General features: G+C 51.0%; 19 protein-coding genes. 3 read left to right on the top strand and 16 right to left on the bottom strand.

The features are described from left to right. Positions 1 to 109 precede the first annotated feature (109 nt). On the bottom strand, positions 110 to 1,996 hold the full coding sequence (locus tag AC3DKE_RS02990; RefSeq protein WP_487990046.1) for a hypothetical protein: 1,887 nt from the start codon (positions 1,994 to 1,996) through the stop codon (positions 110 to 112). A 95-nt stretch (positions 1,997 to 2,091) separates the two neighbouring features. On the opposite strand from AC3DKE_RS02990, the gene dusA reads away from it, so the two are divergent. Both dusA and tal read left to right on the top strand, forming a co-directional pair. Further along, positions 2,092 to 3,054 carry a tRNA dihydrouridine(20/20a) synthase DusA gene (gene dusA / locus AC3DKE_RS02985; protein WP_487990045.1) on the top strand — a complete coding sequence of 321 codons (963 nt, stop codon included), beginning with the start codon at positions 2,092 to 2,094 and terminating at the stop codon, positions 3,052 to 3,054. A 1-nt stretch (position 3,055) separates the two neighbouring features. After that, on the top strand, positions 3,056 to 4,006 hold the full coding sequence (gene tal, locus AC3DKE_RS02980) for a transaldolase (protein WP_487990044.1): 951 nt from the start codon (positions 3,056 to 3,058) through the stop codon (positions 4,004 to 4,006). A gap of 22 nt (positions 4,007 to 4,028) precedes the next feature. On the opposite strand, the gene AC3DKE_RS02975 is transcribed toward tal, so the two are convergent. From AC3DKE_RS02975 to AC3DKE_RS02945, 7 genes are all read right to left on the bottom strand, one after another. Then, positions 4,029 to 4,532, bottom strand: a complete 504-nt coding sequence (locus tag AC3DKE_RS02975; protein ID WP_340674747.1) for an STAS domain-containing protein — start codon at positions 4,530 to 4,532, stop codon at positions 4,029 to 4,031. Positions 4,533 to 4,534: 2 nt separating this feature from the next. Beyond that, on the bottom strand, positions 4,535 to 5,719 hold the full coding sequence (locus tag AC3DKE_RS02970; protein ID WP_340674748.1) for a PP2C family protein-serine/threonine phosphatase: 1,185 nt from the start codon (positions 5,717 to 5,719) through the stop codon (positions 4,535 to 4,537). Beyond that, entirely contained in the window at positions 5,716 to 6,435 is a 720-nt protein-coding gene (locus AC3DKE_RS02965; protein WP_411730125.1) for an MlaA family lipoprotein, read from the bottom strand. The genes AC3DKE_RS02970 and AC3DKE_RS02965 overlap by 4 nt, the downstream gene beginning before the upstream one ends. A 23-nt stretch (positions 6,436 to 6,458) precedes the next feature. Next, a complete protein-coding gene (locus AC3DKE_RS02960; protein ID WP_484216486.1) occupies positions 6,459 to 7,580 on the bottom strand; it encodes a beta-ketoacyl-ACP synthase III in 1,122 nt (373 codons plus the stop codon). A 137-nt stretch (positions 7,581 to 7,717) separates the two neighbouring features. After that, positions 7,718 to 11,482, bottom strand: coding sequence for an ATP-dependent RNA helicase HrpA (gene hrpA / locus AC3DKE_RS02955; protein ID WP_487990043.1), 3,765 nt, complete (start codon positions 11,480 to 11,482; stop codon positions 7,718 to 7,720). A 73-nt stretch (positions 11,483 to 11,555) separates the two neighbouring features. Next, positions 11,556 to 13,214 (bottom strand): AMP-binding protein, encoded by a 1,659-nt coding sequence (locus tag AC3DKE_RS02950; protein ID WP_379072100.1) that lies wholly within the window; start codon positions 13,212 to 13,214, stop codon positions 11,556 to 11,558. Positions 13,215 to 13,243: 29 nt separating this feature from the next. Continuing rightward, positions 13,244 to 15,010: a M61 family metallopeptidase gene (locus AC3DKE_RS02945; protein WP_487990042.1), complete on the bottom strand. Its 1,767-nt coding sequence runs from the start codon at positions 15,008 to 15,010 to the stop codon at positions 13,244 to 13,246. Between the two features lie 39 nt (positions 15,011 to 15,049). On the opposite strand from AC3DKE_RS02945, the gene AC3DKE_RS02940 reads away from it, so the two are divergent. After that, positions 15,050 to 16,075: a lysophospholipase gene (locus AC3DKE_RS02940; RefSeq protein ID WP_487990041.1), complete on the top strand. Its 1,026-nt coding sequence runs from the start codon at positions 15,050 to 15,052 to the stop codon at positions 16,073 to 16,075. 33 nt (positions 16,076 to 16,108) lie between these two features. Here AC3DKE_RS02940 and AC3DKE_RS02935 read toward each other — a convergent pair whose 3' ends face one another. The 8 genes from AC3DKE_RS02935 to AC3DKE_RS02900 all read right to left on the bottom strand — a co-directional run bounded on the left by AC3DKE_RS02935 (position 16,109) and on the right by AC3DKE_RS02900 (position 21,954). Then, complete coding sequence (locus tag AC3DKE_RS02935) at positions 16,109 to 16,576, bottom strand: DUF1499 domain-containing protein (RefSeq protein ID WP_411730121.1); 468 nt, start codon at positions 16,574 to 16,576, stop codon at positions 16,109 to 16,111. A 2-nt stretch (positions 16,577 to 16,578) separates the two neighbouring features. After that, complete coding sequence (locus AC3DKE_RS02930) at positions 16,579 to 17,757, bottom strand: vWA domain-containing protein (RefSeq protein ID WP_340674756.1); 1,179 nt, start codon at positions 17,755 to 17,757, stop codon at positions 16,579 to 16,581. Between the two features lie 45 nt (positions 17,758 to 17,802). Then, on the bottom strand, positions 17,803 to 18,660 hold the full coding sequence (locus tag AC3DKE_RS02925) for an AAA family ATPase (protein ID WP_487990057.1): 858 nt from the start codon (positions 18,658 to 18,660) through the stop codon (positions 17,803 to 17,805). Positions 18,661 to 18,669: 9 nt separating this feature from the next. After that, positions 18,670 to 18,996, bottom strand: a complete 327-nt coding sequence (locus AC3DKE_RS02920) for a hypothetical protein (RefSeq protein WP_484217379.1) — start codon at positions 18,994 to 18,996, stop codon at positions 18,670 to 18,672. Further along, a complete protein-coding gene (locus AC3DKE_RS02915) occupies positions 18,989 to 19,309 on the bottom strand; it encodes a YcgL domain-containing protein (protein WP_379069526.1) in 321 nt (106 codons plus the stop codon). Before AC3DKE_RS02915 ends, AC3DKE_RS02920 begins: the two co-directional genes overlap by 8 nt. Before the next feature lie 4 nt (positions 19,310 to 19,313). Further along, the gene (locus AC3DKE_RS02910; RefSeq protein ID WP_487990040.1) at positions 19,314 to 20,483 is read right to left on the bottom strand and encodes a ribonuclease D; all 1,170 of its coding nucleotides are present in this window, start codon (positions 20,481 to 20,483) and stop codon (positions 19,314 to 19,316) included. Then, positions 20,483 to 21,628 carry an acyl-CoA dehydrogenase family protein gene (locus AC3DKE_RS02905; RefSeq protein ID WP_487990039.1) on the bottom strand — a complete coding sequence of 382 codons (1,146 nt, stop codon included), beginning with the start codon at positions 21,626 to 21,628 and terminating at the stop codon, positions 20,483 to 20,485. The genes AC3DKE_RS02910 and AC3DKE_RS02905 overlap by 1 nt, the downstream gene beginning before the upstream one ends. A gap of 86 nt (positions 21,629 to 21,714) precedes the next feature. Beyond that, positions 21,715 to 21,954: a glutaredoxin family protein gene (locus AC3DKE_RS02900; protein WP_411730120.1), complete on the bottom strand. Its 240-nt coding sequence runs from the start codon at positions 21,952 to 21,954 to the stop codon at positions 21,715 to 21,717. Positions 21,955 to 21,957: the final 3 nt, after the last annotated feature.

The raw sequence follows: 21,957 nt of genomic DNA, 5'->3' as shown, positions 1-21,957 counted from the left end.
TTATTATTATTTTTCGAGCTGGCAGCTACTTTATCATGGCCAAGTACTAAAAATGCAGAAGGAGCTTCCGTAAGCTCCCTCTGATCGATCAAGGCTTAATTGCTACTCACTAAGTCGGATCCCCACATCCAGCATTGAGAATATCAGTGGGGTCATTCGTAGCTCTACCTAAACCACTTCGAGTGACGCTGTCTAGCTTGGTGAAGTCAATAAAACCTGTGCCTTTACGCTGTCCTATCTTTGCGAATGCGACAGAAAACTCTGTTGGATCACTAAAATTATCAAAGTCTAAAAACTGCCTATCAAAAACGCCCGAGTTTAGAAATTTTGAGTAAGTTTGTTTATCACTATCGTACCCAAGTAATTTATAAAGCTTTTGAGCATTCCTATTCTCATCGAAAAAATCAAGAGCAAGCTTGTCACACTTTTTAAAGCGCTTATCACTACTTTCATCATCACTAATAGCAGTTAGCTTAATACCATCTATCGACGCAATATCAGCATTTATTAATGAATCAATAAGTACTTTTTGCTTACCCGTATAACTCTCCGCTAACAAAGAGGAGTTCCGGCCACTACCCTTGGCTTGCTCAATTCGCCAGGCAACAATATTATTCTCCGCAAAGCTAATATAAATCGATAGTTTCGAGCTATCCTCAAGCATGTATGACGCTATATAGCGCATCAGCTTGCCTTCATTTGCCGGCTCTATCTTAAAGTCATAGCTACTAGCAGCTGGATCAAAAACCAAAGGTCCAGAAGCTGCATCCTCATCAACTTTTATAATTCCGCTTGTTGAAATTGAAACTTTAATATCTGCATTAACAGGAGGGTTACTTACTGTTTGACTTGGAAGATTGTAATTACTCTTCAAAACAAACTTAGGCACATAAGACCCAGCAAACGGCTTAAGCTTAGCGACAGGATCATCCTTCACCTCTGCTGCTTTAAGTTGGCCAATAAATCCTGGAGTACCACCACCTGATTTCGACTTACCAATGTTAATCTCATTAAATATGCCACGCTTATTATCAGAGAGTGCATATTCAATATTGCCATCGAGCCAAATTATTTCAGGCAAGTGTGGAGTTCCACCAGCAGATAAAGTTCTATTAAATGGATTACTAAGCCTTTTTGAATCAACTGTAAGCGAGTTATCAACACCAACAATTGCTATTATCTCTTGCCCTTCAGTAAAGCTGCAGTCAGAGCCACAGCCTGTGCCACCACCCTTCTTGAAATTTAAATTATAGGTTTTGACTAGCGAACTATGAACAGTTCCAGCCACTGTGTCGCTACCCGGCGTTGTTGTGCCCCCACCTGTCTCTTTTGGTGGTGCATCAGGAAAAACTAGATCAGCATCAGGATTAGCAATAACGCTGGCTAAAATATCATCATAGATTTTGCCACTATCGTTGTTAAGCCCTTTCTTAAAGGCCTCTAGTAAGTCGTCGTAAAAATTACCCTTTGCTGCTGTAAATCGTGCATTAATTGGATCGAATGAGTCTCCGGTAGCCAAGTAGCCACCTGTGACCAATGCAGTCTTAAGCTTGGCAATAGCAGCATTCATCTCACTCGTTAACTCTGCTTTATTACTTTCAGACACATTAGAAAAATAATCTGATGGATTACCTCTTGCGGCCATAGCCAAGAGCAAATCTGTAAATGGCGTGATGTTTACTACCCCAGGACCTGCGGCATAGCTATTCAACACGGATGCTGGATCGCCATTACGAATCTGTACTACGCAGGGGAAAGCTGCAGCAGGCACAGTAGCAATACTCCAAGCACCAGTTGTGGAGGTAGGATTTGCATTATAGGTATTGCCATCACTGCACTTTGCATCAACATCACCACCAACAATCGGTGCACCAACAGCAGCAACACCGCTTAAGCTCGGAGCCGCTGCGCTACCGCCACCTCCGCCGCCACAAGCAGACAGTAGCGCCGCTGCACTGAGCGATAGCACTAACGCTGAGGGGTTAAGTTTAAACATTTGCTTATCTCCAAACCTAAATTGACCTCCAAAGTCTAGTAAGCTTTGACTTTTATATGCCCCCGCAACCAGGGGGGTCAGGCACAATAAATATTATGACTTCACAGCCAAAACTACTTTCAGTCGCACCGATGATGGATTGGACCACGCGCCATGCGCGCAATTTCCTGCGCCTGTGCAGCCCTCAGGCTCGGCTTTATACGGAAATGGTCACCACACAGGCGCTGGTCTACGGCGATATCCCGCGGCATTTACGTTTTGAGGCGCTTGAACACCCTATCGCGCTGCAGCTTGGTGGCAGCGACATCAAAGACCTCGTACATTGCGCCAAACTGGGTGAAGACTGGGGTTACGACGAGATCAACCTCAATGTCGGCTGCCCTTCCGACCGCGTGCAGCAAGGCCGCATTGGTGCCTGCTTAATGGCAGAGCCTGCATTAGTGGCAGATGCGTTAGCGGCGATGCAAGCAGCTGTGCGCGTGCCGGTGACGGTAAAACATCGCATCGGCATCGATGGCCTAGAGCATTTCGATGACCTACTAAACTTTGTCGATACCGTAGCAAGCAAAGGCTGCACTTACTTCATCGTACACGCGCGCATTGCCATCTTGGCGGGCTTAAGCCCAAAGGAAAATCGTGACGTGCCACCACTACGCTACGAAGACGTTTATCGCTTGAAAGTGCTGCGGCCAACGCTGACTATCGAGATTAATGGTGGCATTAAAACGGTGGATGAGATTGCGCAGCACTGGCAGCATACCGATGGCGTAATGATCGGGCGTGAGGCCTATCAAAACCCCTATTTATTGGTTGAGGCGCAGCGTCTTTGGGGTGTAACGGAGCTGCCATCACGTGGCGATATCATCCGTGCCTACGAGCCTTTTGTAGCGCGAGAATTGGCCAATGGCGTCGCGCTAAAACAGATGACACGGCATATTTTGGGCCTATTTCATGGCCAGCCGGGCGGTCGTCGCTATCGCCAAATTTTGAGTAATTTAGCCCCAGATGCTGGGCTTGAGGCATTACACGCAGCCCTAGCTGCAACCGGAGAAGAATAAAATGGCAACACCGCTACAACAGCTGATGGCTTGCACCACCGTGGTCGCCGACACAGGCGATATCGATAGCATCATTCGCCTAAAACCTGTCGATGCCACTACCAATCCATCCTTAATTTTAAAAGCGGCTAGCACGCCGCAATACGCCGAACTTATCGATCAAGCATTAGCAGCAATGAAGCAGCTACCTGCATCAGCACAGTTGCCAGCCGCACTTGAAGCCGTATCAGTGGCGTTTGGCGCGGAAATTCTCAAGCACATCCCCGGTGTGATTTCGACCGAAGTTGATGCGCGATATTCCTTTGATATTGCCGCCACACTAGCGCAGGCACGACGAGTCATTGCGCAATATCGCGCACTAGGCATTAGCCGAGACCGCGTACTAGTGAAAATCGCCAGCACTTGGGAAGGTATATGCGCCGCGCGCCTGCTCGAGCAAGAAGGCATACGTTGCAACCTCACTTTGCTGTTTAGCTTCACACAAGCACAGGCCGCTGCCGAAGCTAATGCCACGCTCATCTCGCCTTTTGTCGGGCGGATTTTAGATTGGTATGCCGCAAAAACTGGCGAGACATACACAAGCGAGACCGATCCCGGTGTGTGCTCAGTAAAAGCGATTTATGAGTACTACAAAGCCGTTGGCCACGACACTATTGTGATGGGTGCGAGCTTCAGAAATACCGGTGAAATCCGTGCATTAGCGGGATGCGACAAGCTCACTATTGGCCCTGCTTTACTAGATGCATTGGCGAAAGAGTCTGAGCCTCTGACTGCGCAATTAACTGCAGAAAGCATAGTGCCGCGCCCTCGCCTAGCTGAACTGACTGAAGCTAATTTCCGCTGGCAGCTTAATCAAGACCCCATGGCGACAGAAAAGTTGGCAGAAGGCATACGTTTATTTGCAGCAGATTTAGAAAAACTAGAAGGCTTGCTGGCAGCGAAACTCGCTTAAGTGAAAGGCTGGACGCTGCTGCTCAATCGCGGCAGCGTTTCTCGCTTTCTAGGGCATCGACCAAGCTACGGAAAGCTTCCGTGTTGGATTCGTTTAAGCTCATCAATGTGCGGTGAGCATCAATCACTTGCTGAGTCACCGCGTCTTCGCTGATATCGCCAATAATGGGTAATTCCTCAAGGCTGCTGCTCAAGGCCGATGATGTGCGCAACATGCGAAAGACTTTATCAAAGCCCATGCTGAGCAAAATGCGTTCGATATCGGGGTTGATACAGAGTAAAACCGGACGACCTAAGCCACGCTGCTTCAGTATCACGGCGATGCGAGCGAGCAAGCCTAAAGCGGTAGAGTCGATGGCTTCAGTAGTGGTGAGATCGATGAGCACGGCGCGAAGGCCCTCATCTTCTTTGATACGCTGGTCGACAAAGCTTTCCAGCGCGGTGCAGGTCGGCACACGCACATCGCCAACTAGCTTTAATACATAAGTGCCGTTTAATACGGCGTATTGCATCTTGCAGGCGTCCATGGTCACTCGTCGCGCGTAATCATCAGCAGCGCAATATCATCGGGCAGATCTTTAGCGGAAGGAAGACCTAAGCGCATATTTAAAGCCTCAAAATCATTTGTCGCAGCGGCTACATGTGCTTTCAGCAAAGCTTCTTTGCTGGGCAGATCACCGGTTGGCATGATCTCAAGGATACCATCTGAGAGCGCGACAATGGAGAATTGTGGCGCTAACTCAACGATATGTTCCTCGAATTGGGCATCGGCAAACAAGCCAAGCGGCAAACCATTGCCCAAGAGCGCTGTTACCTCACCACGCTGACACAAAAATGCCGGCGGATAATGCGCGCCTAAGGCGTAGGTCAGTGTCTGCTTATTAGTGTCGATGACGCCGCAAAACACTGTCAGGTGCTTGCCAGTCTCAAGCGCGCGTAGCTCTTCGTTCATTGCGTGCATCAGTTTCGCTGGCGACAATAAAGACACTTTCGTGCGCTTTTCAAAGTGCCGCCGGATGCGGTTGGTCAAAGTCTTTAAGAACACTGTGACAAAGGCGCTAGAGGCACCATGACCCGAAACATCCGCCAAATAAAATGCAGTACGACCAGGACCCAAGCTGAAATAGTCGACAAAGTCACCCGACAAAAACAGGGATGGCAGAATGACATGATTCAGCGTTAAGCCATTGGTTTCGTGTGGAGTTGGTGGCAGCAACTTGCTTTGTACTTGGCGGCCTGCGCGCTGATCGTACTCGAGCAGCTGCAAGCTTTTTTTCAGACGCTCATTGCTGTCTTCGAGTGCGGCGCGGTAATGCTGATTCTCTAGCCGTAGCTGACGGCGTTCAAGTGCTCGCTGCACGGATAAATGCATGATGTCTTGATTAAGCATGTACTTCATCAAGAAGTCGCTAGCACCTTCCTGCAGGCTGGAAATTGCTTGATCTAAAGAGGCTGTTTCGGTAACTACAATCACTGCCGTTTCTGGCAGCTCATGCAGTAAAGCGCGGAGCAATTGCGAGCCGTTGCTCAAGTTTAACGTTAGCTCACCCAGGATCAGTGAGGGCTTTAGCTCACGTGCTAAGGCAAAGCCTTCATCGGCATCGCCTGCAATCTGCACGCTATACCCATCGTGCACTAGCCAATCTTTTAAGCGATGCGCCAAAAAATCATCCGCATCGATAACCAGGATAGGCCCTGGCGGCACAAATTTCATTGCGCGGCGGGCTCGCTCTCGAAGTCATCATCTAAAAATGGGTCGGACGTAACGACACCATCGGCGATATCAAAAGCGCGAACCTGTAAATAATAGTCTCGAATGAAGTTATAACGATCACCCTGCACCAGCTTCTCCGCCTTCAGCAAGTCGGCTCGTGTATCGACTAAGTTCAACGCTAAGATGCCGTAAGCGACATCGGTGTTCATATAGGCGCGCGGGTCAGCTGGAGCATCGCCGAATCGGCCAAAAAAATCACGAACAGTGCTTGGGCCAAGCAAAGGCAACATCACATAAGGTCCCTGCCCAACACCCCATACCGCCAAGGTTTGGCCAAAATCTTCATCTGTGCGCGGCATGCCCATCTTCGCGCCGATGTCGAAAATGCCTGCTAGGCCTATCGTTGAGTTAAACATAAAGCGTGATGTAGTTGCTGCCGCTGCAGCCGGCTTACCTTGCAGTAGCTCGTTCACCAAGGTGATGGGCGACAATAAGTTTCTCAGGACGCGCGTAATGCCGTCATCCACAGGCTGTGGCGTGACTTTTTGATACGCTTTGGCCACTGGCTTGGCAACGTATTGATCAACCGTGTCATTGAAGCGATAAACGCCACGGTTAAAACCTTCCCATGGATCGGTATCGTCGGCGCTAGCTGCAACGGGCAGTAGCGAAGCGAAGCCAATGGCGACCAACAGTAAACGTCCTGTATTTTTCATTAGATGAATCCTTCTAAGCAAAATTAGCAGCGGCGAACCAGCACACTACCAATCGAATATCCCGCACCGAAAGAGCAAATAACGCCAACGTCGCCAGTTGCTAAATCGTCGCGATGACGATGGAACGCAATGATTGATCCGGCGGAGCTGGTATTAGCAAACTCATCCAAAATCACCGGTGCATCATCGCGATTAAATTCGCGACCAAGTACACGCTTGGCGATCAATTCATTCATGCTGAGGTTGGCTTGGTGCAACCACAGGCGTTTCAAATCAGACACCGCTAAGCCGCAATCGTTACTGTGCGAGACGATTTGATCGGCAACCATGGGGCAAACTTCTTTAAAAACTTTGCGGCCTTCTTGCTTAAATAGTTTATCGCGGGCGTCTACGCCGGTTTCATCACAGCGGTTTAAGAAGCCGAAGTTATTGCGAATGGCTGATGAAAACTGGGTGTGTAAGCGCGTGCCAATGACTTCAAATGCATCTGCTGAGGTGCAGGTTTCTGCTAGTTCCACAACGATCGCAGTGGCCACATCGCCAAAAATGAAGTGGCAGTCGCGGTCGCGCCACTCAAGGTGAGCCGAGGTAATCTCTGGGCTAATCACTAGCACGCAACGAGCGGAGCCACCACGAACGGCATCTGCCGCTGCCTGCAAGCCGAAAGTGGCTGAGGAGCAAGCTACGTTCATGTCATAGGCATAGCCGCCAGCGCCTAAGGCTTGCTGAATTTCAATGGCAACGGCGGGATACGCGCGCTGCATATTGGAGCAAGCCACAATAATGCCATCGACATCGGCGGCTGTTTTGCCGGCACGCTTTAGCGCATCGATGGCGGCTGCAACACCAATCTCGGCTTGAATGCCGATTTCGTCATTACTACGCTCTGGGATAGCTGGGAACATCCGCTCAGGGTCAATAACACCTGATTTATTGACGACATAGCGCGATTTAATGCCCGATGCCTTCTCGATAAACTCGACACTCGATGGCGCTAACGCGGTCACGTCGCCGCTGGCGATTGCCGCAGCATTGGCTTGGTTAAAGCGCTCAACATAGCTGTTAAAAGAAGCCACGAGTTCGGCATTAGAAACCGACTCACTGGGCGTGAATAAGCCAGTCCCGCTGATTACTACCTTTTGCATAACGCCCCCAATCACCTGAAATGAAAAAAACACGCCAAAACAAAATGGCTATAAAAATCCACACGATGAGCCAGTGTATCGCAGCGCGCTCGCGCACACCAAGCCCGATGCGGCAAAATTGTCATCAGGCCGTCTGCTTAATGTGTTAGCGCTTGCCAAAGCTTAGCAAGCCGCTTCGCCGACACGGGCTCGGCTGTCTTCATCGGCTGCGCAAATAAGGAAATCCGATACTCCTCAAGTAGCCAGCGATACTCATCTAGCGCAGAGGCATCGCCGCCGCGCTCTTTAGTGCGCTGAACTAACGTTGCCCATTGCTGCCAAAGCCCTTGTAGCTCAACACTGGCAAGCTCATCACGGCCAATATTGTGTGGCAACTTCTCTAATCGTAAGCACGCCGCGTGCAAATAACGCACGTAATGTCGCCAGCGTGGTAACGGACACTGCATCATAAAGTTCGACAGATCCAATGCTTCGAGCTGGCTACGCAAATCCTTTAATGCCAAACCGTAGACTGGCTGAGAGAGGCCTTCTATGGCGCGATAGGCTTGATGCGCTTTGCTGAAAATATCGTTAAGCACGGGCAACTGCTCAAGCGCCGCCGGTACCAGCAAAGCTCGTATCCGCTTGAGCTCACTTTGGAAGGCTTCATTTGTACGCGGCATAGCAAGCGTTTGCGCTAACAAGTGTCGAATAACGCTAAGCGTAAATTGCTGCTCAAGCGCTGCTTGCGGCAACCATCGCGCCGACTGCAACAACAAGCCCGCAGACTTTTTCAGTGCGGAGGCGATAGTTTTTTGCTCGCCAGCGCAGGCTAGACGCATCAGCTCAGCGACACCGACCTCATGCGCTTGCTGCGCTTGCGCTGCGTTGGCCATTAGTTTTAGCGCCAAACCTTGCGGCCCTAGCTGCAGGGCCGGAAATGCGCGCGCGGGCATGCCATCAACATCGGTATCGATGGCTTCGGGTAAGTCCGGAAAGCTCCAATTAGCAATATCTGAACGCTCCCACTGCCGCCGTGTTTCGGGCGCACTACCGGTAGCTGCTTCAGGCTGGCTCGATAAAGATATACGGAGCTTTGCGATATCTCGAGCAGTGGCCAAAACTTGGCGGCTAGCACCAATCACCGCCATATTGAACATAAAATGTGGCGCTAGCTCGACTTCATCCCATACGGTGCGCTCAATCAGGACGCCGCGTTGGCGTAAGGCCGCAGAGAGGGCCTGCCTAAGATTGCCCTCGGCAAAGTCGAGCTGATCGACCAGTTGCGCAGCGGTATCGGGCAACGGCACAAGTTGGCGGCGATAGCTTTTCGGCAAGCCACGCAACATCGCCTCAATTTTATCGGCGAGCAGACCAGGTACTAGCCAATCTAGGCGGTCTTCCGACACTTCATGCAGTAGGCCGGCAGGAATGCGCAAGGTAACGCCGTCGGCATCATGGCCAGGCTCAAAGTGATAACTTAGCGCCAACTCATGACCGGCAATGGCAATAGTGTCGGGAAAATCTTGCTCAGTATTTTCAGCGGCTGCTTTCGCCAATACATCTTCAGGGGTGAGAAATAGCACCTTAGGCTCTGTCTTTTCAATGCTATGGCGCCAATCTTCAAAGCTCTTTTGACTGGCGACATCAGCCGGAATACGCTGCTCATAAAAGCTATAAAGCGTGTGTTCATCGACCAATAAGTCGCGACGGCGGGTTTTGTCCTCAATGCGCGTGACATCATCGATGAGCGCTTGGTTATGCTTAAGAAACGCCGCTTTGATGCTGATATCGCCAGTCACCAAGGCATCGCGGATAAAGATTTCACGCGACTCAACACGAGCAATAGGCTCGTAATTCACCAGCAGCCGTGAATGCAAAATAAGTCCAAACAACGCTGACTGCTCATAGGCCATAACCCTGCCCTGTTTGCGGCGCCAATGCGGCTCCGAATAGCTGCGCTTGAGCCACGGCTGCGCCAAGTGCTCAATCCATTCCGGCGTAATTTTCGCCACTAAGCGCAAATAAACACGATGAGTTTCCACAAGTTCCGCCGCCATAACCCACGGCGGGCCTTTTTTGCTGAGCACTGAGCCGGGGAAAATTAGCGCCTTTTGATTACGTGGCGCTTGGTATTCACGCTCTTCGGTTTTATGCGCAATTTGCGAAAGTAGGCCAGTGAGCATGGCACGATGTATTGGCTCATAGGGTGCAGGCTCACGATTGACTCTTAGATTCATGCGTTCGCATTGCTGCGTGAGTTGGCGATAGGTCTCGCGCCACTCTCTTAAGCGCATCCACGACAAAAAATGCTTGCGAGCAAACTCACGGCGCTGACGCTCAGTCAGTTCAGATTTCTGCTCGGCCAAGACCTGCCATAAATTCACGAAGAATAAGAAATCGGAATCTTCATGGCGAAATTGCGCATGGCGCTCATCGGCGGCTTGCTGCTTATCGTGCGGACGTTCGCGGGGGTCTTGCACGGACAGCGCAGAGACAATAACCAGCACTTCATGCAAAGCACCAAGCGGTGCGGCGGCAATGACCATTCGCGCCAAACGTGGGTCTAGCGGCAGCTGTGCCAGCTGTTTACCAATGGCAGTGATGCGCAATTCAGCATCGAGTGCACCGAGCTCATCGAGCAGGCGTAAACCATCATTGACTAAGCGGCTATCGGGCCTATCTAAAAATGGAAAATCATTGATGTCGCCAAGTTTGAGCAGCTGCATCTGCAAGATAACAGCGGCTAAGTTGGTACGCTGAATCTCAGGGTCTGTAAATTCACGGCGGCCAAGAAAGTCAGCCTCGCTATAAAGCCGAATGCACAAGCCCGGCGCGATACGACCGCAGCGGCCTGCACGCTGGTTTGCGCTAGCCTGTGACACGGCCTCAATAGGCAAGCGCTGCACTTTCGAGCGATAGGAATAGCGGCTGATGCGGGCAAAACCGGGATCAATGACGAAGTGAATATTGGGCACGGTCAGCGAGGTTTCAGCCACGTTAGTCGCAATAACGATGCGCCGACCTTTGCCCTGCGAAAACACTTTCTGCTGTTCCGCCACCGATAAGCGCGAATACAACGGCAATATCTCGCAATGCGGCGGGCCAAAACGGCGCAAGTTATCGGCTAGTTGGCGAATCTCACGCTCACTGCTGGCAAACACCAAAATGTCGCCATTAGCACGCTTATGCTCACGCTCATAAGCGATACATTGGTCGACCGCTTCTACCACAGCTCTCGGCAAAGCTTCCTCGATCAGCTCATAGCCATCGTCTTCATCGCCGCCACTAGGCTCGGCACTGATCGGTGCATACATCATCTCAACCGGGAAACTTCGACCTTCAACAATGAATACTGGCGCGCCGGTGAAGTGCTGACTAAAGCGCTCAACATCAATAGTTGCCGACGTGATGATGACGCGTAAATCGGGGCGTTGAGGCAAGAGCGTTTTTAAATAGCCCAAGAGAAAGTCGATATTAAGGCTGCGTTCGTGAGCCTCATCGATGATTAGTGTGTCGTATGCACGTAGCAGTCGATCTCGCGAAAGCTCGGCAAGCAAAACGCCATCGGTCATTACTTTGAGATAGGTCTCAGCCGCAGTTTGATCGCTAAAGCGCACCTTAAAGCCAACGCCCTGCCCCAGTGTCGTGCCAAGCTCATCAGCAATACGTTGCGCCACCGTGCGTGCGGCAATACGCCGAGGCTGGGTATGGCCAATCATGCCGGCACGCCCACGACCTGCCGCCAAGCAGATTTTCGGCAGCTGTGTGGTTTTCCCTGAGCCCGTTTCACCGGCGACAATAATGACTTGATTGCTTTCGATAGCCGCTTGCAGGCGCTCGCGCTCAGCCAATACCGGCAGATCGCCAGACCAGTCAATATTTTCGGGAATGACGCGGGCTAAAGCAGACGGCAAAGACAAAAACAACACCTCACTAAACACGGCAGATAAAAAAAGGGGCAGCCTAAGCCGCCCCTAATATTGAGCTCAAAGACTACTGATCGCGCAGTTCGCGACGCAGGATTTTGCCCACGTTAGTTTTCGGTAAATCGGCACGGAATACGATAGAGCGCGGTACTTTATAGCCTGTGAGGTTGCTGCGTAAATGCTTCATCAGCGAGTCCTCGGTCAGCGCTGGATCTTTACGTACAACAAACAGCTTCACCACTTCGCCTGACTTCTCATCAGGAATGCCAACCGCTGCTGCTTCCAATACGCCTGGGTGGGCGGCCGCGACATCCTCAATTTCATTTGGATAGACATTGAAGCCAGAGACCAAAATCATGTCTTTAATACGGTCAACAATACGCAAATAACCATCAGGCTGAATCACCGCAACATCGCCAGTTTTCAGCCAGCCGTCTTCAGTAATAGTTGCGGCAGTGGCTTCCGGCAGCTGCCAATAGCCCTTCATGACCTGTGGGCCACGAACGCAGAGCTCGCCAGCTTCACCTAAGGGCAGCTCTTCGCCATTTTCAGAGATCACTTTCAGCTCAGTGCTTGGCACTGGCATGCCAATGGTGCCGATCTGAATTTTTGACAAAGGATTGAGCGTGACCACAGGTGAAGTTTCTGTCATGCCAAAACCTTCACAGATTTGGCAACCAGTGATTTCCTCCCACTCCTCTGACGGCTTAATCTGCATCGCCATGCCACCAGCAACAGTTAGCTTTAGCGATTTGAAGTCGATCTTACGGAACTCAGGGTTATTCATCAGGCCGACAAATAACGTGTTAAGGCCAGCCATTGCGGTAAAGCGCCATTTGCTCAGCTCTTTCACGAATGCTGGAATATCGCGTGGGTTGGTAATGAGCACGGTGTGGCCGCCAAGCTCCATCATGCCCAAGCAGCACACAGTGAAGGCGAAGATATGATAGAGCGGCAATGGCGCAATCATGATCTCTTTACCAGGCTCAAACGTTGAGGTGAGCACGGCACGAATTTGCAGCAAGTTGGCGACTAAGTTGGCGTTGGTCAGCATCGCGCCTTTAGATACGCCTGTTGTGCCACCGGTGTATTGCAGCACGCATAGGTCATCGGGTTTGGCCGTATGGTCTACAGGTGCACGGTTGCGGCCTTTCGCTAATGCCGCGTTAAGCTTGACCGAACCGGGCAACGAATACGCCGGCACCATTTTCTTCACATGCTTAACTGCGGCGTTAAGAATCCAACGCTTTGGCGCAGGCAGCAAATCAGCCAGCTCAGTAACGATGACATGCTTAATGCCGGTTTGGCCGACAACCGCCTGGGCCATATAGCCAAAGTTTGCTAAAACAACTAGAGCTTTTGCGCCAGAGTCATTGAATTGATGCAGCATTTCACGTTCGGTATAGAGCGGATTGGTGTTGACCACGACAAGACCAGCACGCATCGCGCCAAAAACAACTACTGGATATTGCAATACGTTGGGCATTTGCACAGCGATACGGTCACCGGCTTTCAAGTCCGTGTGTTGCTGAAGATAGGAGGCAAAGTTAGCGCTGAGTCTGTCGATATCGCTGTATGACAGTGTGCAGCCCATATTTGAGAATGCTGGTGCATCGCCAAAGCGATGGCAGGCTTCGTGGAAAACCTCCAACACTGAGCTGTAGGCCTGAGTATCGATGCGATAAGGGATATTTTCAGGGTATTTGTCTTTCCAGAAATCAGTCAGCATTGACGGGCTCCAAGTAGTTTTTATTGTCAGTTCGATGATGCAAGTGAAGCTGGCCATACCGAAGGGTCTTCGGTGAATACCAAACTACAGGTATCGTGCGCGGCAGCAGCCACAACGCAGCGGCATGAGAGCCACTCATCGCGGCGGAAAGCATACACTGAGATGCTATCTCCGGCAGCATATTGTGCTATCCGTTTGTCCCAATTGGCTGCATTTACTCGCAAATTATCGAGCGCAATGATCACATCACCCGCTGATAGGCCTGCCGCTGCCGCTGCGCCAGATGGGTCAACGACGCGTAATTGCACGCCGCCATCATCAGCTGACTGTGTGCGTACGCCCAAACTAACGCTATTGGCAGCGCTAAGCGTAACCTTCGCGCCAGCATCTTCGAGCAGACTTTGCCATGGCAGTTCCTCTGTACTGTGCAAGGCTTGCTGCAAAAATTGCTCCGCGGCGCTGCCGAGTTTGCTAATTAATATATCGGCAATATTTTCGTTGCTAACGCCTTTAAGCTCTCGCCCATAACGCTGCCACAAATCGCGCATAACATTATCTAAATCATGATCTTGGGCGCGCAACATAAGGTCTAAACAAAGCGCCATAACCGCACCCTTAACGTAGTAACTGACCACTACATTGGGTGTGTTTTCATTTTGCTGATAATACTTGGTCCACGCATCGAAACTTGAGTCCGCCAAGGTTTGCACTACCCGCCCTGGTGTTTGTAAATGCCGAGTAATGTTTTGACTCAGCAATTTGGCATAGGCCTCTACGTTAATAACACCGGAGCGCAGCAAAAATTGATCGTCGTAATACGAGGTGATGCCCTCAAAAAACCATAGCAGCTCGGTGTGTACGGGTTGGCGCAAATTCGGCGCAACCATGACGTCAGGCTTTAGGCGCTTCACATTCCAACTATGAAAATACTCATGGCTGCATAGGCCTAAAAGCTGCGTATAGCCCGCGCTGGGCGCATTTGGCTCATTTGCACTGGGAAGATCATCGCGATTGCAGATCAAACTCGTTGAGCTGCGATGCTCTAGGCCGCCATAGCCCGAGCCAACCACTCGCAGCAAGAAAAGATACTCACTGAATGGCGCTGGCTCTTCAAAGAAGCGTATTTGCGTCTCACATATACGCTTCAAATCATTGATTAAACGCGGAGTATTTCCTCGATGAGCACCGGTAATGGCAATCGCATGCGGCACACCATCAACATCAAAAGCTTCGTAATCAAAGACACCTAGCTCGACAGGGTGATCAATAAGCTCGTCGTAGTTCGCTGCGCAATAATCACCGAAACCCAAAGGCTCAGCGCCGGCGCGAGTTAGCGTAGTAGCAACACGCCATTCGCCAGTATTCCCTAGCGACACCTCAGCGCCTTGTGGCTGCTCAATCGTGATCGTTACTGGTCGCTGCTCTTGGCCAGCAACTGCAAGAAATAGCGAAGTGCCATTAAAGAAGCCGCCAAACTGGTCGAGCAAGGCGGTACGAACCGACATATCCCAAGCGTAAACACGGTAGCGCACAAGCAGCTCACCGACGACAGGAGCGCAGCGCCATGATGACTTGTCGATAGCGGCTATCGAGACGCTCTGACCATCGCGAGTGAAAGCCTTTAGCGGCGTTAGATGGCGTGAGAAATCGCGGATCATATAGCTGCCAGGAATCCAATCGGGCAGCCATAACACTTGACCAGCGGCGTCAGGCTCAGCGATGGTTAGGCAGATATCGAAATAATGTGATGCAGGATGTGCGGAACTCACGCCATAATGAATCGTGTTCAGCATAAATCCTCCATAAAAATAATCAGTGGTGAGGCAGCTTATATGAAGAGCGTTAGCACACAACAGCGAAGCGGCCCCGAATTTGAAGGTGTGAGCTTTGTTTTAGCCGAAGATGGCCATGAGATCCCCCTACGGCACTGGCCAGTTGAACACCCGAAGGCATTAGTGCACATAGCGCACGGCATGTCGGAGCACAGCGGTTGCTATGCCGATACTGCCGCCCGCCTCAATGCCGCCGGCTATGCCGTGATGGCGCATGATCATCGCTGCCATGGCTTATCGGTGCCTATCGAAGCTCTAGGCGAGATTAGCGACACTCAGCATTGGGAAGCCGTTTGTGCCGATATGCGCAGCGTTAATCGTTATGGAAAATCCATCTATCCAGATGCTCCGTGGGTTTTACTCGGCCACTCCATGGGCTCGTTTATCAGCTTAGCTTTTGCTGAGCGCCACTCACAAAATATTGACGCGCTGATACTGCAAGGCAGCAATTACGAAGCACCATGGTTTACGTGGTCCGCGCATTGGTTTGCCAAATTTGAATGCTGGCGCCAAGGTGAAAACAGCCGCAGTCCTATCATTCACGCGCTGACGTTTGGTAAGTTTGCCAAAGCTTTCGGCACCGATAACACCAGCTATAACTGGCTGTCACGCGACAATACCTTCGTGCAGCGTTATACCAATGATCCGCTCTGCGGCATCACCTGTAGCAATGGTTTTTGGCGCGACTTTCTCGTTGGGTTAAGCCGAACGCAGCGCATGAGTAACCTACGTAAAATCCGCAATGACTTGCCGGTGTATTCGTTTGCTGGCTCAAAAGACCCTGTTGGCAACGATGGCATCAACGTAGCCATTCTAGATGACAAGCTTGAGGCCGCAGGCTTAATCGATGTCACCATGAAGATCTACGAAGATGCTCGCCATGATCTCTTCAACGAGACCAATAAAGACGAAGTTTACGAGGATTTGTTGAGCTGGCTAGATGACACACTGCTGCGTGTTGCCCAGCCTGCGTGCGAGCTCAAACCGCAGCAAGAGCCCACCGCATGGTTGGCAGGGAACGGCTAAAGTACTAGGCGGTCGCTAAAAACTGGCGACCGCTTATTTCGTAGCCTTCATGGCTGCACGAATTTGCTCAATACGATCACGGTTTGCGTCAAAATCGTAATAGCCAATACGTGACGACGAACGCACATCTACGCGCTGACCATCGGCCTGCATGGCAAACTCAACATCATCGACAAAGCCCATTAACGACGACGTGTATTCGGCGTAAAGATAAGCAGAGTCTTGCTTAACCACTTTTGCGCCCGACATATCGGCAATAACAGCGGCCAAACGCGCCATATAACTGCCCTTGTCGCCAACAACCATTAACGGCGCAATAGCTTTTTTATCACCCTCCACCGCTTGGCTACCCACCGCATGCGGCGCTGATGGCAGCGGCGCTAACTGACCATTTTCGTTGACGCCTAAGTTCGCCGGACGCGAGCCAGACATAAGGCCAGCCGAGGCATTCAAGCTCACGCCAGACAATGCAATCGCAGCAACTATCAGCAATTTTTTCATGGTTATTTACTCAAGTAGCGCATGGCATCTTCGATGCCTTTTAGCGTTAGGGGATGCATTCGTTGATCAACTAACTGCAAGGTCATTTCAGTCGACTGTGTCATTTTCCAGTGCTTTTCTGCTTCAGGGTTAAGCCAAACCACTTTGTCGAAATGGTTGGTTAAACGCTGCATCCAAAGTGCGCCGGGCTCTTCATTGAAGTGCTCAACCGAGCCGCCCACCGAGGCAATTTCATACGGCGACATACTGGCATCACCAATGAAAATCACGCGATAGTCTTTGCCGTATTTATGAATAATGTCGTAAATCATGGTGCGTTCGCTGTGGCGCCGCATATTGTTTTTCCATACCGACTCATAAATGAAGTTATGAAAGTAGAAAAACTCGAGATGCTTAAATTCGGTTTTAGCGGCCGAAAAAAGCTCCTCGCAAATGCGCACATACGGGTCCATCGAGCCGCCAATATCAAAAAACAGCAGCACTTTGACGCGGTTTTTACGCTCTGCCACTAAGCGAATATCGAGCATGCCGGCGTTGTGAGCGGTATGGCGAATGGTGTCGTCGATGTCGAGAATTTCTTCCGCACCTTGGCGAGCAAAGCGGCGCAGACGGCGCAAAGCCAGCTTGATATTACGAATGCCAAGCTCGACATTGTCATCGAGATTACGAAAGTCGCGCTTTTCCCAGACCTTCACCGCACTTTTATTGCGCGATGGCCCAGCCATGCGAATGCCTTCAGGGTTAGCACCATAAGCACCAAACGGCGACGTGCCACCGGTGCCAATCCATTTATTGCCGCCCTGATGACGCTTCTCTTGCTCTTGCAGACGCTCCATGAATTTCTTCATCAGCTCTTCAAGCGAACCAGACTTTTGCAGTTCAGCCATTTCCTCTGGCGATAGCTGTTTCTCCAGCTCTTTGCGCAGCCATTCCTCAGGAATGCTTTTGCTCAGAAAATCGGCCGATACGCCTTCTAGACCATCAAAAAAAGCCTTAAAAGCGCGATCGAATTTGTCGTAATGGCGCTCATCTTTGACCATGCAGACTTTTGCCAGCTGATAAAACGCCTCGCTATCGGCATAGACCAAGCCTGCTTTCAACGCGGCATTGAGATCGAGCAGCTCGCGGATGCTCACCGGCACCTTATGCTCTCGCATGGTCTCAAAAAAATGGACTAGCATCGCCCTCTCCTAGCGTTAAGCATCGGCGTTAAACGTCGTCTGGTGTTAGGCGTTTTCACGGCGATTCATAAAGGCTAAACGCTCAAGCAACGCCACATCGGCCTCGTTTTTCAGCAAGGCGCCGTACAGTGGCGGAATGGCTTTGCGCGGATCGCGATTACGCAGCACATCTTCAGGGATGTCATCGGATAGGATCAGCTTGAGCCAATCGATCAATTCAGAGGTTGTTGGCTTTTTCTTCAAGCCCGGCACTTTGCGCAGATCAAAGAAAATATCCAGCGCCTGCTTCAGCAGCGTGCCTTTGATGCCAGCGTGATGTACTTCGACAATCGCCTTCATGGTCTCAGCATCGGGGAATTGGATGTAATGGAAGAAGCAGCGACGCAAGAAAGCATCGGGCAGCTCTTTTTCGTTATTTGAAGTGATGATGACAATTGGGCGATGTTTAGCCTTGATGGTCTCGCCAGTTTCGTAAACGAAGAACTCCATTTTATCGAGCTCGGTAAGCAAGTCGTTGGGGAATTCGATATCAGCCTTGTCAATCTCATCGATCAGCAACACTACGCGCTCATCGGCAGTGAATGCTTCCCAGAGCTTACCTTTCTTGATGTAGTTGCCGATGTCGTGCACGCGTTCGGTACTGAGCTGCGAATCACGCAGGCGCGATACGGCATCGTATTCGTAGAGACCTTGCTGAGCTTTGGTGGTGGACTTGATGTGCCACTGGATCAAGCGTGTGCCAAAGGACTCAGCGACTTGCTCAGCCAATAGGGTTTTGCCTGTGCCTGGCTCACCTTTAATCAACAAAGGCTTTTGCAGCGTCACGGCGGCATTTACGGCCAAGGTTAACTCGGGCGTGGCGATGTACTGATCAGTTCCAATAAATTGCATATCTATTCCTATCGCTAAACGTTAAACCGCGTCGTCGCGCGAAATCGCGGCATCGACAACTAAGACTATTCCCGCCACTAAACACCAAGGCAACAAGGCTTTTACTGCTCCTACGGAGTTGTGTGCGAGCAATTCAAAAAACAAGGTGATGGTCGCGGGTAATACCGCTAGCTGACCGTGTTGCAAAGTAAGCGTTGGCGTAAACACAAGCACCGCCAATAACAAACGCGATATGCGCTTGAACTGGCTATCACCACGCAAAAATAGGCTGCTAGCCAACCACCACACTATAACGGCCGACACCATATATAAAGCCCACATGGCCAAGGTAAATTCAGGCTCAGTCATCGCTAGGCTCCTGTGGCTCGCGGCTCTTATGCCTCCATGCCGGCATTTGGTCAGAGTTAATTAGCCATGGCTCGCGTGGTGGTGGCATTTGTAAATAAAACCCCTGCGACTCAATTTGGCTCAGCACTTGCGCGATGTCAGCACGTGCTAAAGGCCGCTCGACAGACAGCATGATGTCAGTGACATGCACTGGCGCACCAAATTGCGTTAACAAGGCCTCAGGCAAACGCTTCAAGCCTTCTGCCTTTAAGGTGTAGACATACATTTCGTCTTTTTTGCGGCTTTTGTAAATTGAACAAAACACACGACTCATTGCGTTATCTCGATTTCATGCTGGCTTGGCGCAGTGCCGACCATTCGTCTAGTTGCGCCTGATGTGCATTTAGCACCTCGGCGATTACAGGTGACACATAGGGTGCACGCCAACCACCGAGTTGAGCAAGTGCATCGGCAATCGAGGTGTCGACTGCTTGCAGCACGATGCGCTCAGCGAGGCGTTTACGCCAGAGCACTTCTAGCGGCATGGATAAGTCATCTGCGACTGCTTGCATGGCGCGCTTGAGGGCATCGAAAAGCTTACTGGCTTCACGCGGCAATGGTACTGCTACTGGCGTCGGCCATGCGTCATTGCCGGCAGCGGCTTGAGCGATAATCGCAAGAATTTCTTCACCATCTTTGCGCGCAACACGCGGATTAAGCTCGCTAATACCGCGGAAATCCTGTGCTTGCTTGGGCAGGCTGTGAGCCATCTCAAACAGCGACAACGGTTTCAATAAATGCCCACGCGGCACATCGCGGCACATCGCCTCGGTTTCGCGCCAGCGCATCAGCGCCTGCAAAACAGCGCTTTGTTGGCGCGATAAACGCCACGCATTGCCGTGGCTACGCCAGATTTCATCAGGGTTAATAGCATTTGGTACGCGGCAAACCTCAGCACACTCGGCATCAAATAAATGCCAGAGATCTTTTGCCTGCAGGCGTTCACGCACAGCCTCATATAGCGCAGGCAAATGCCGAACATCGAGCGCGGCATAATTTAGCTGCTGATCGCTGAGCGGTCGCGCTAACCAATCGGAGCGCGAGGCATCTTTAGGGATGTCGATATTTAAGACTTGAGCCAGGGCTTTTTGATAACCCAACTGCAAACCTTCACCAAGCATGGCTAAGCCGATTTGCGTGTCATGCACTTGCCCGACAGCACCATCGCTATAAGGCGTTAGCACTTCCAAATCTTCGGAGCAGGCATGCATGATTTTTAATGGCCCAGCCGCGCCCAGCAAAGGCGCTAGGCAGGCTAAGTCATCAATGGCGACAGGATCGACGAGCATTTCGCCGTGGCCATCGCCAAGTTGTAGTAGGCCCAGTATGGGATAAAACGTGTCGACCCGAATGAACTCGGAGTCGATGGCCAGCGGTTGGGCGTGCTGCCAACGCGGCAAACTCTCGGTGAGCGCGCTGGCAGAGGTTTGATGAATAAATTCGGGCACTAAAGATCCAGTTGTTTGGCTATCACTTCGTTCATGATCTCATAGGTGCCGCCGCCAATGGAGAGAATCCGGTTATCTCGATACAAACGTTCAACCAAAGACTCGCGCATATAGCCCATGCCGCCGAAAATTTGCACGGCTTCGGTGGTGACAAAATCGCTAACTTGAGTGGCAAAGTTTTTCGCCATCGACACTTCTTTCAGCGAAGGAATGCCTTCGCTCATACGTGCTGCCACGCGATAGGTGAACTCACGACTAGCCTCTAAGCGTGTCGCCATATCAGCGAGCTTATGGCGAATGATCGGCATACGACCTAAATGCTTGCCAAAAGCTTCGCGCTCTTTTGCCCAGCGCAGGCTTTCTTCCAAGGCCAGCGTTGACGTCATATTGGCCATGATCGATAGGTTCAAACGTTCCATTTGAAAGTTACTCATGATCAGCAGAAATCCAGCATTTTCGCTGCCGATCAAGTTGCTTGCTGGCACTTTCACATCATCAAAAAATACTTCAGCGGTATCAGATGCCCACCAACCCATTTTGCGCAATGGTTTGCCAGTTGAGACACCGGGTGCATTGCGGTCAATAACCAATAAGCTGATGCCGGCATAGCCAGGGCCGCCTGTACGCACGGCAGTAACGTAGAAATCGGCACGAATGCCCGAGGTGATGTAAATTTTGCTGCCATTAACGACATAGTCGTCGCCAACACGCTCTGCGCGCGTTTTTAATCCAGCAACATCGGAGCCGCCTGATGGCTCAGTAATTGCCAACGCGGCGATCATTTTGCCTTGCAGTGTTGGCACAGCGTAGCGCTGGCGAAGATCGTCGCTGCCCCATTTCACGATGGGTGGTAAGGCAATATCAAGCGAGCCAAGGCTGGCAGCAAAGCCACCAGAGCCAGAGCGCATAATTTCTTCGGTCATGGCGATTTTTAAGAAAATATCTTCACCTGTGCCGCCTAACGCTTCGGGATAGCCAACACCGAGCAAGCCTGCATTAGCGGCTTTTTCATAGATTTCGCGCGGAAAAGTACCGGTCTCTTCCCAATCATTGATATGCGGCAGTACTTCGCGGGTAACGAATTGGCGAGCACTGTGGCGGGCTATTTCATGGGTTTCATTAAAATATGAGGGATAAAGTGACATGACAGACTCCAAAATCGCCGATCGAAATAACGGCGTGACCGAGCGGTTCTATCATTCATTACGCATCTTCTCAAGAACTACTTTTATTAGGTAATGCGTTGCTCTAAAAAGCGCTCAATATCGAGAGCCGAAAATGGCCAATAGAGCGCGGCGCCCTCACCATGGCGCAGCACAGGAATACGCTCGCCAAACTGCAGGCAAAGCGCATCATCGAGCGCAATATCGATGTATTGCCATGCTATCGGCCGCACCAGGCTAAGCTGCTTGAGCACGCGTTCAGCGTCATCGCAGAGATGACAGCCAACAGTGCCTAGCAGCTCAAGCACGCC

The sequence above is a fragment of the Paraperlucidibaca sp. genome, assembly GCF_982810325.1.
The sequence above is the reverse complement of the archived record's forward strand: the minus strand, read 5'-3'. Positions and strand labels throughout refer to the sequence as shown.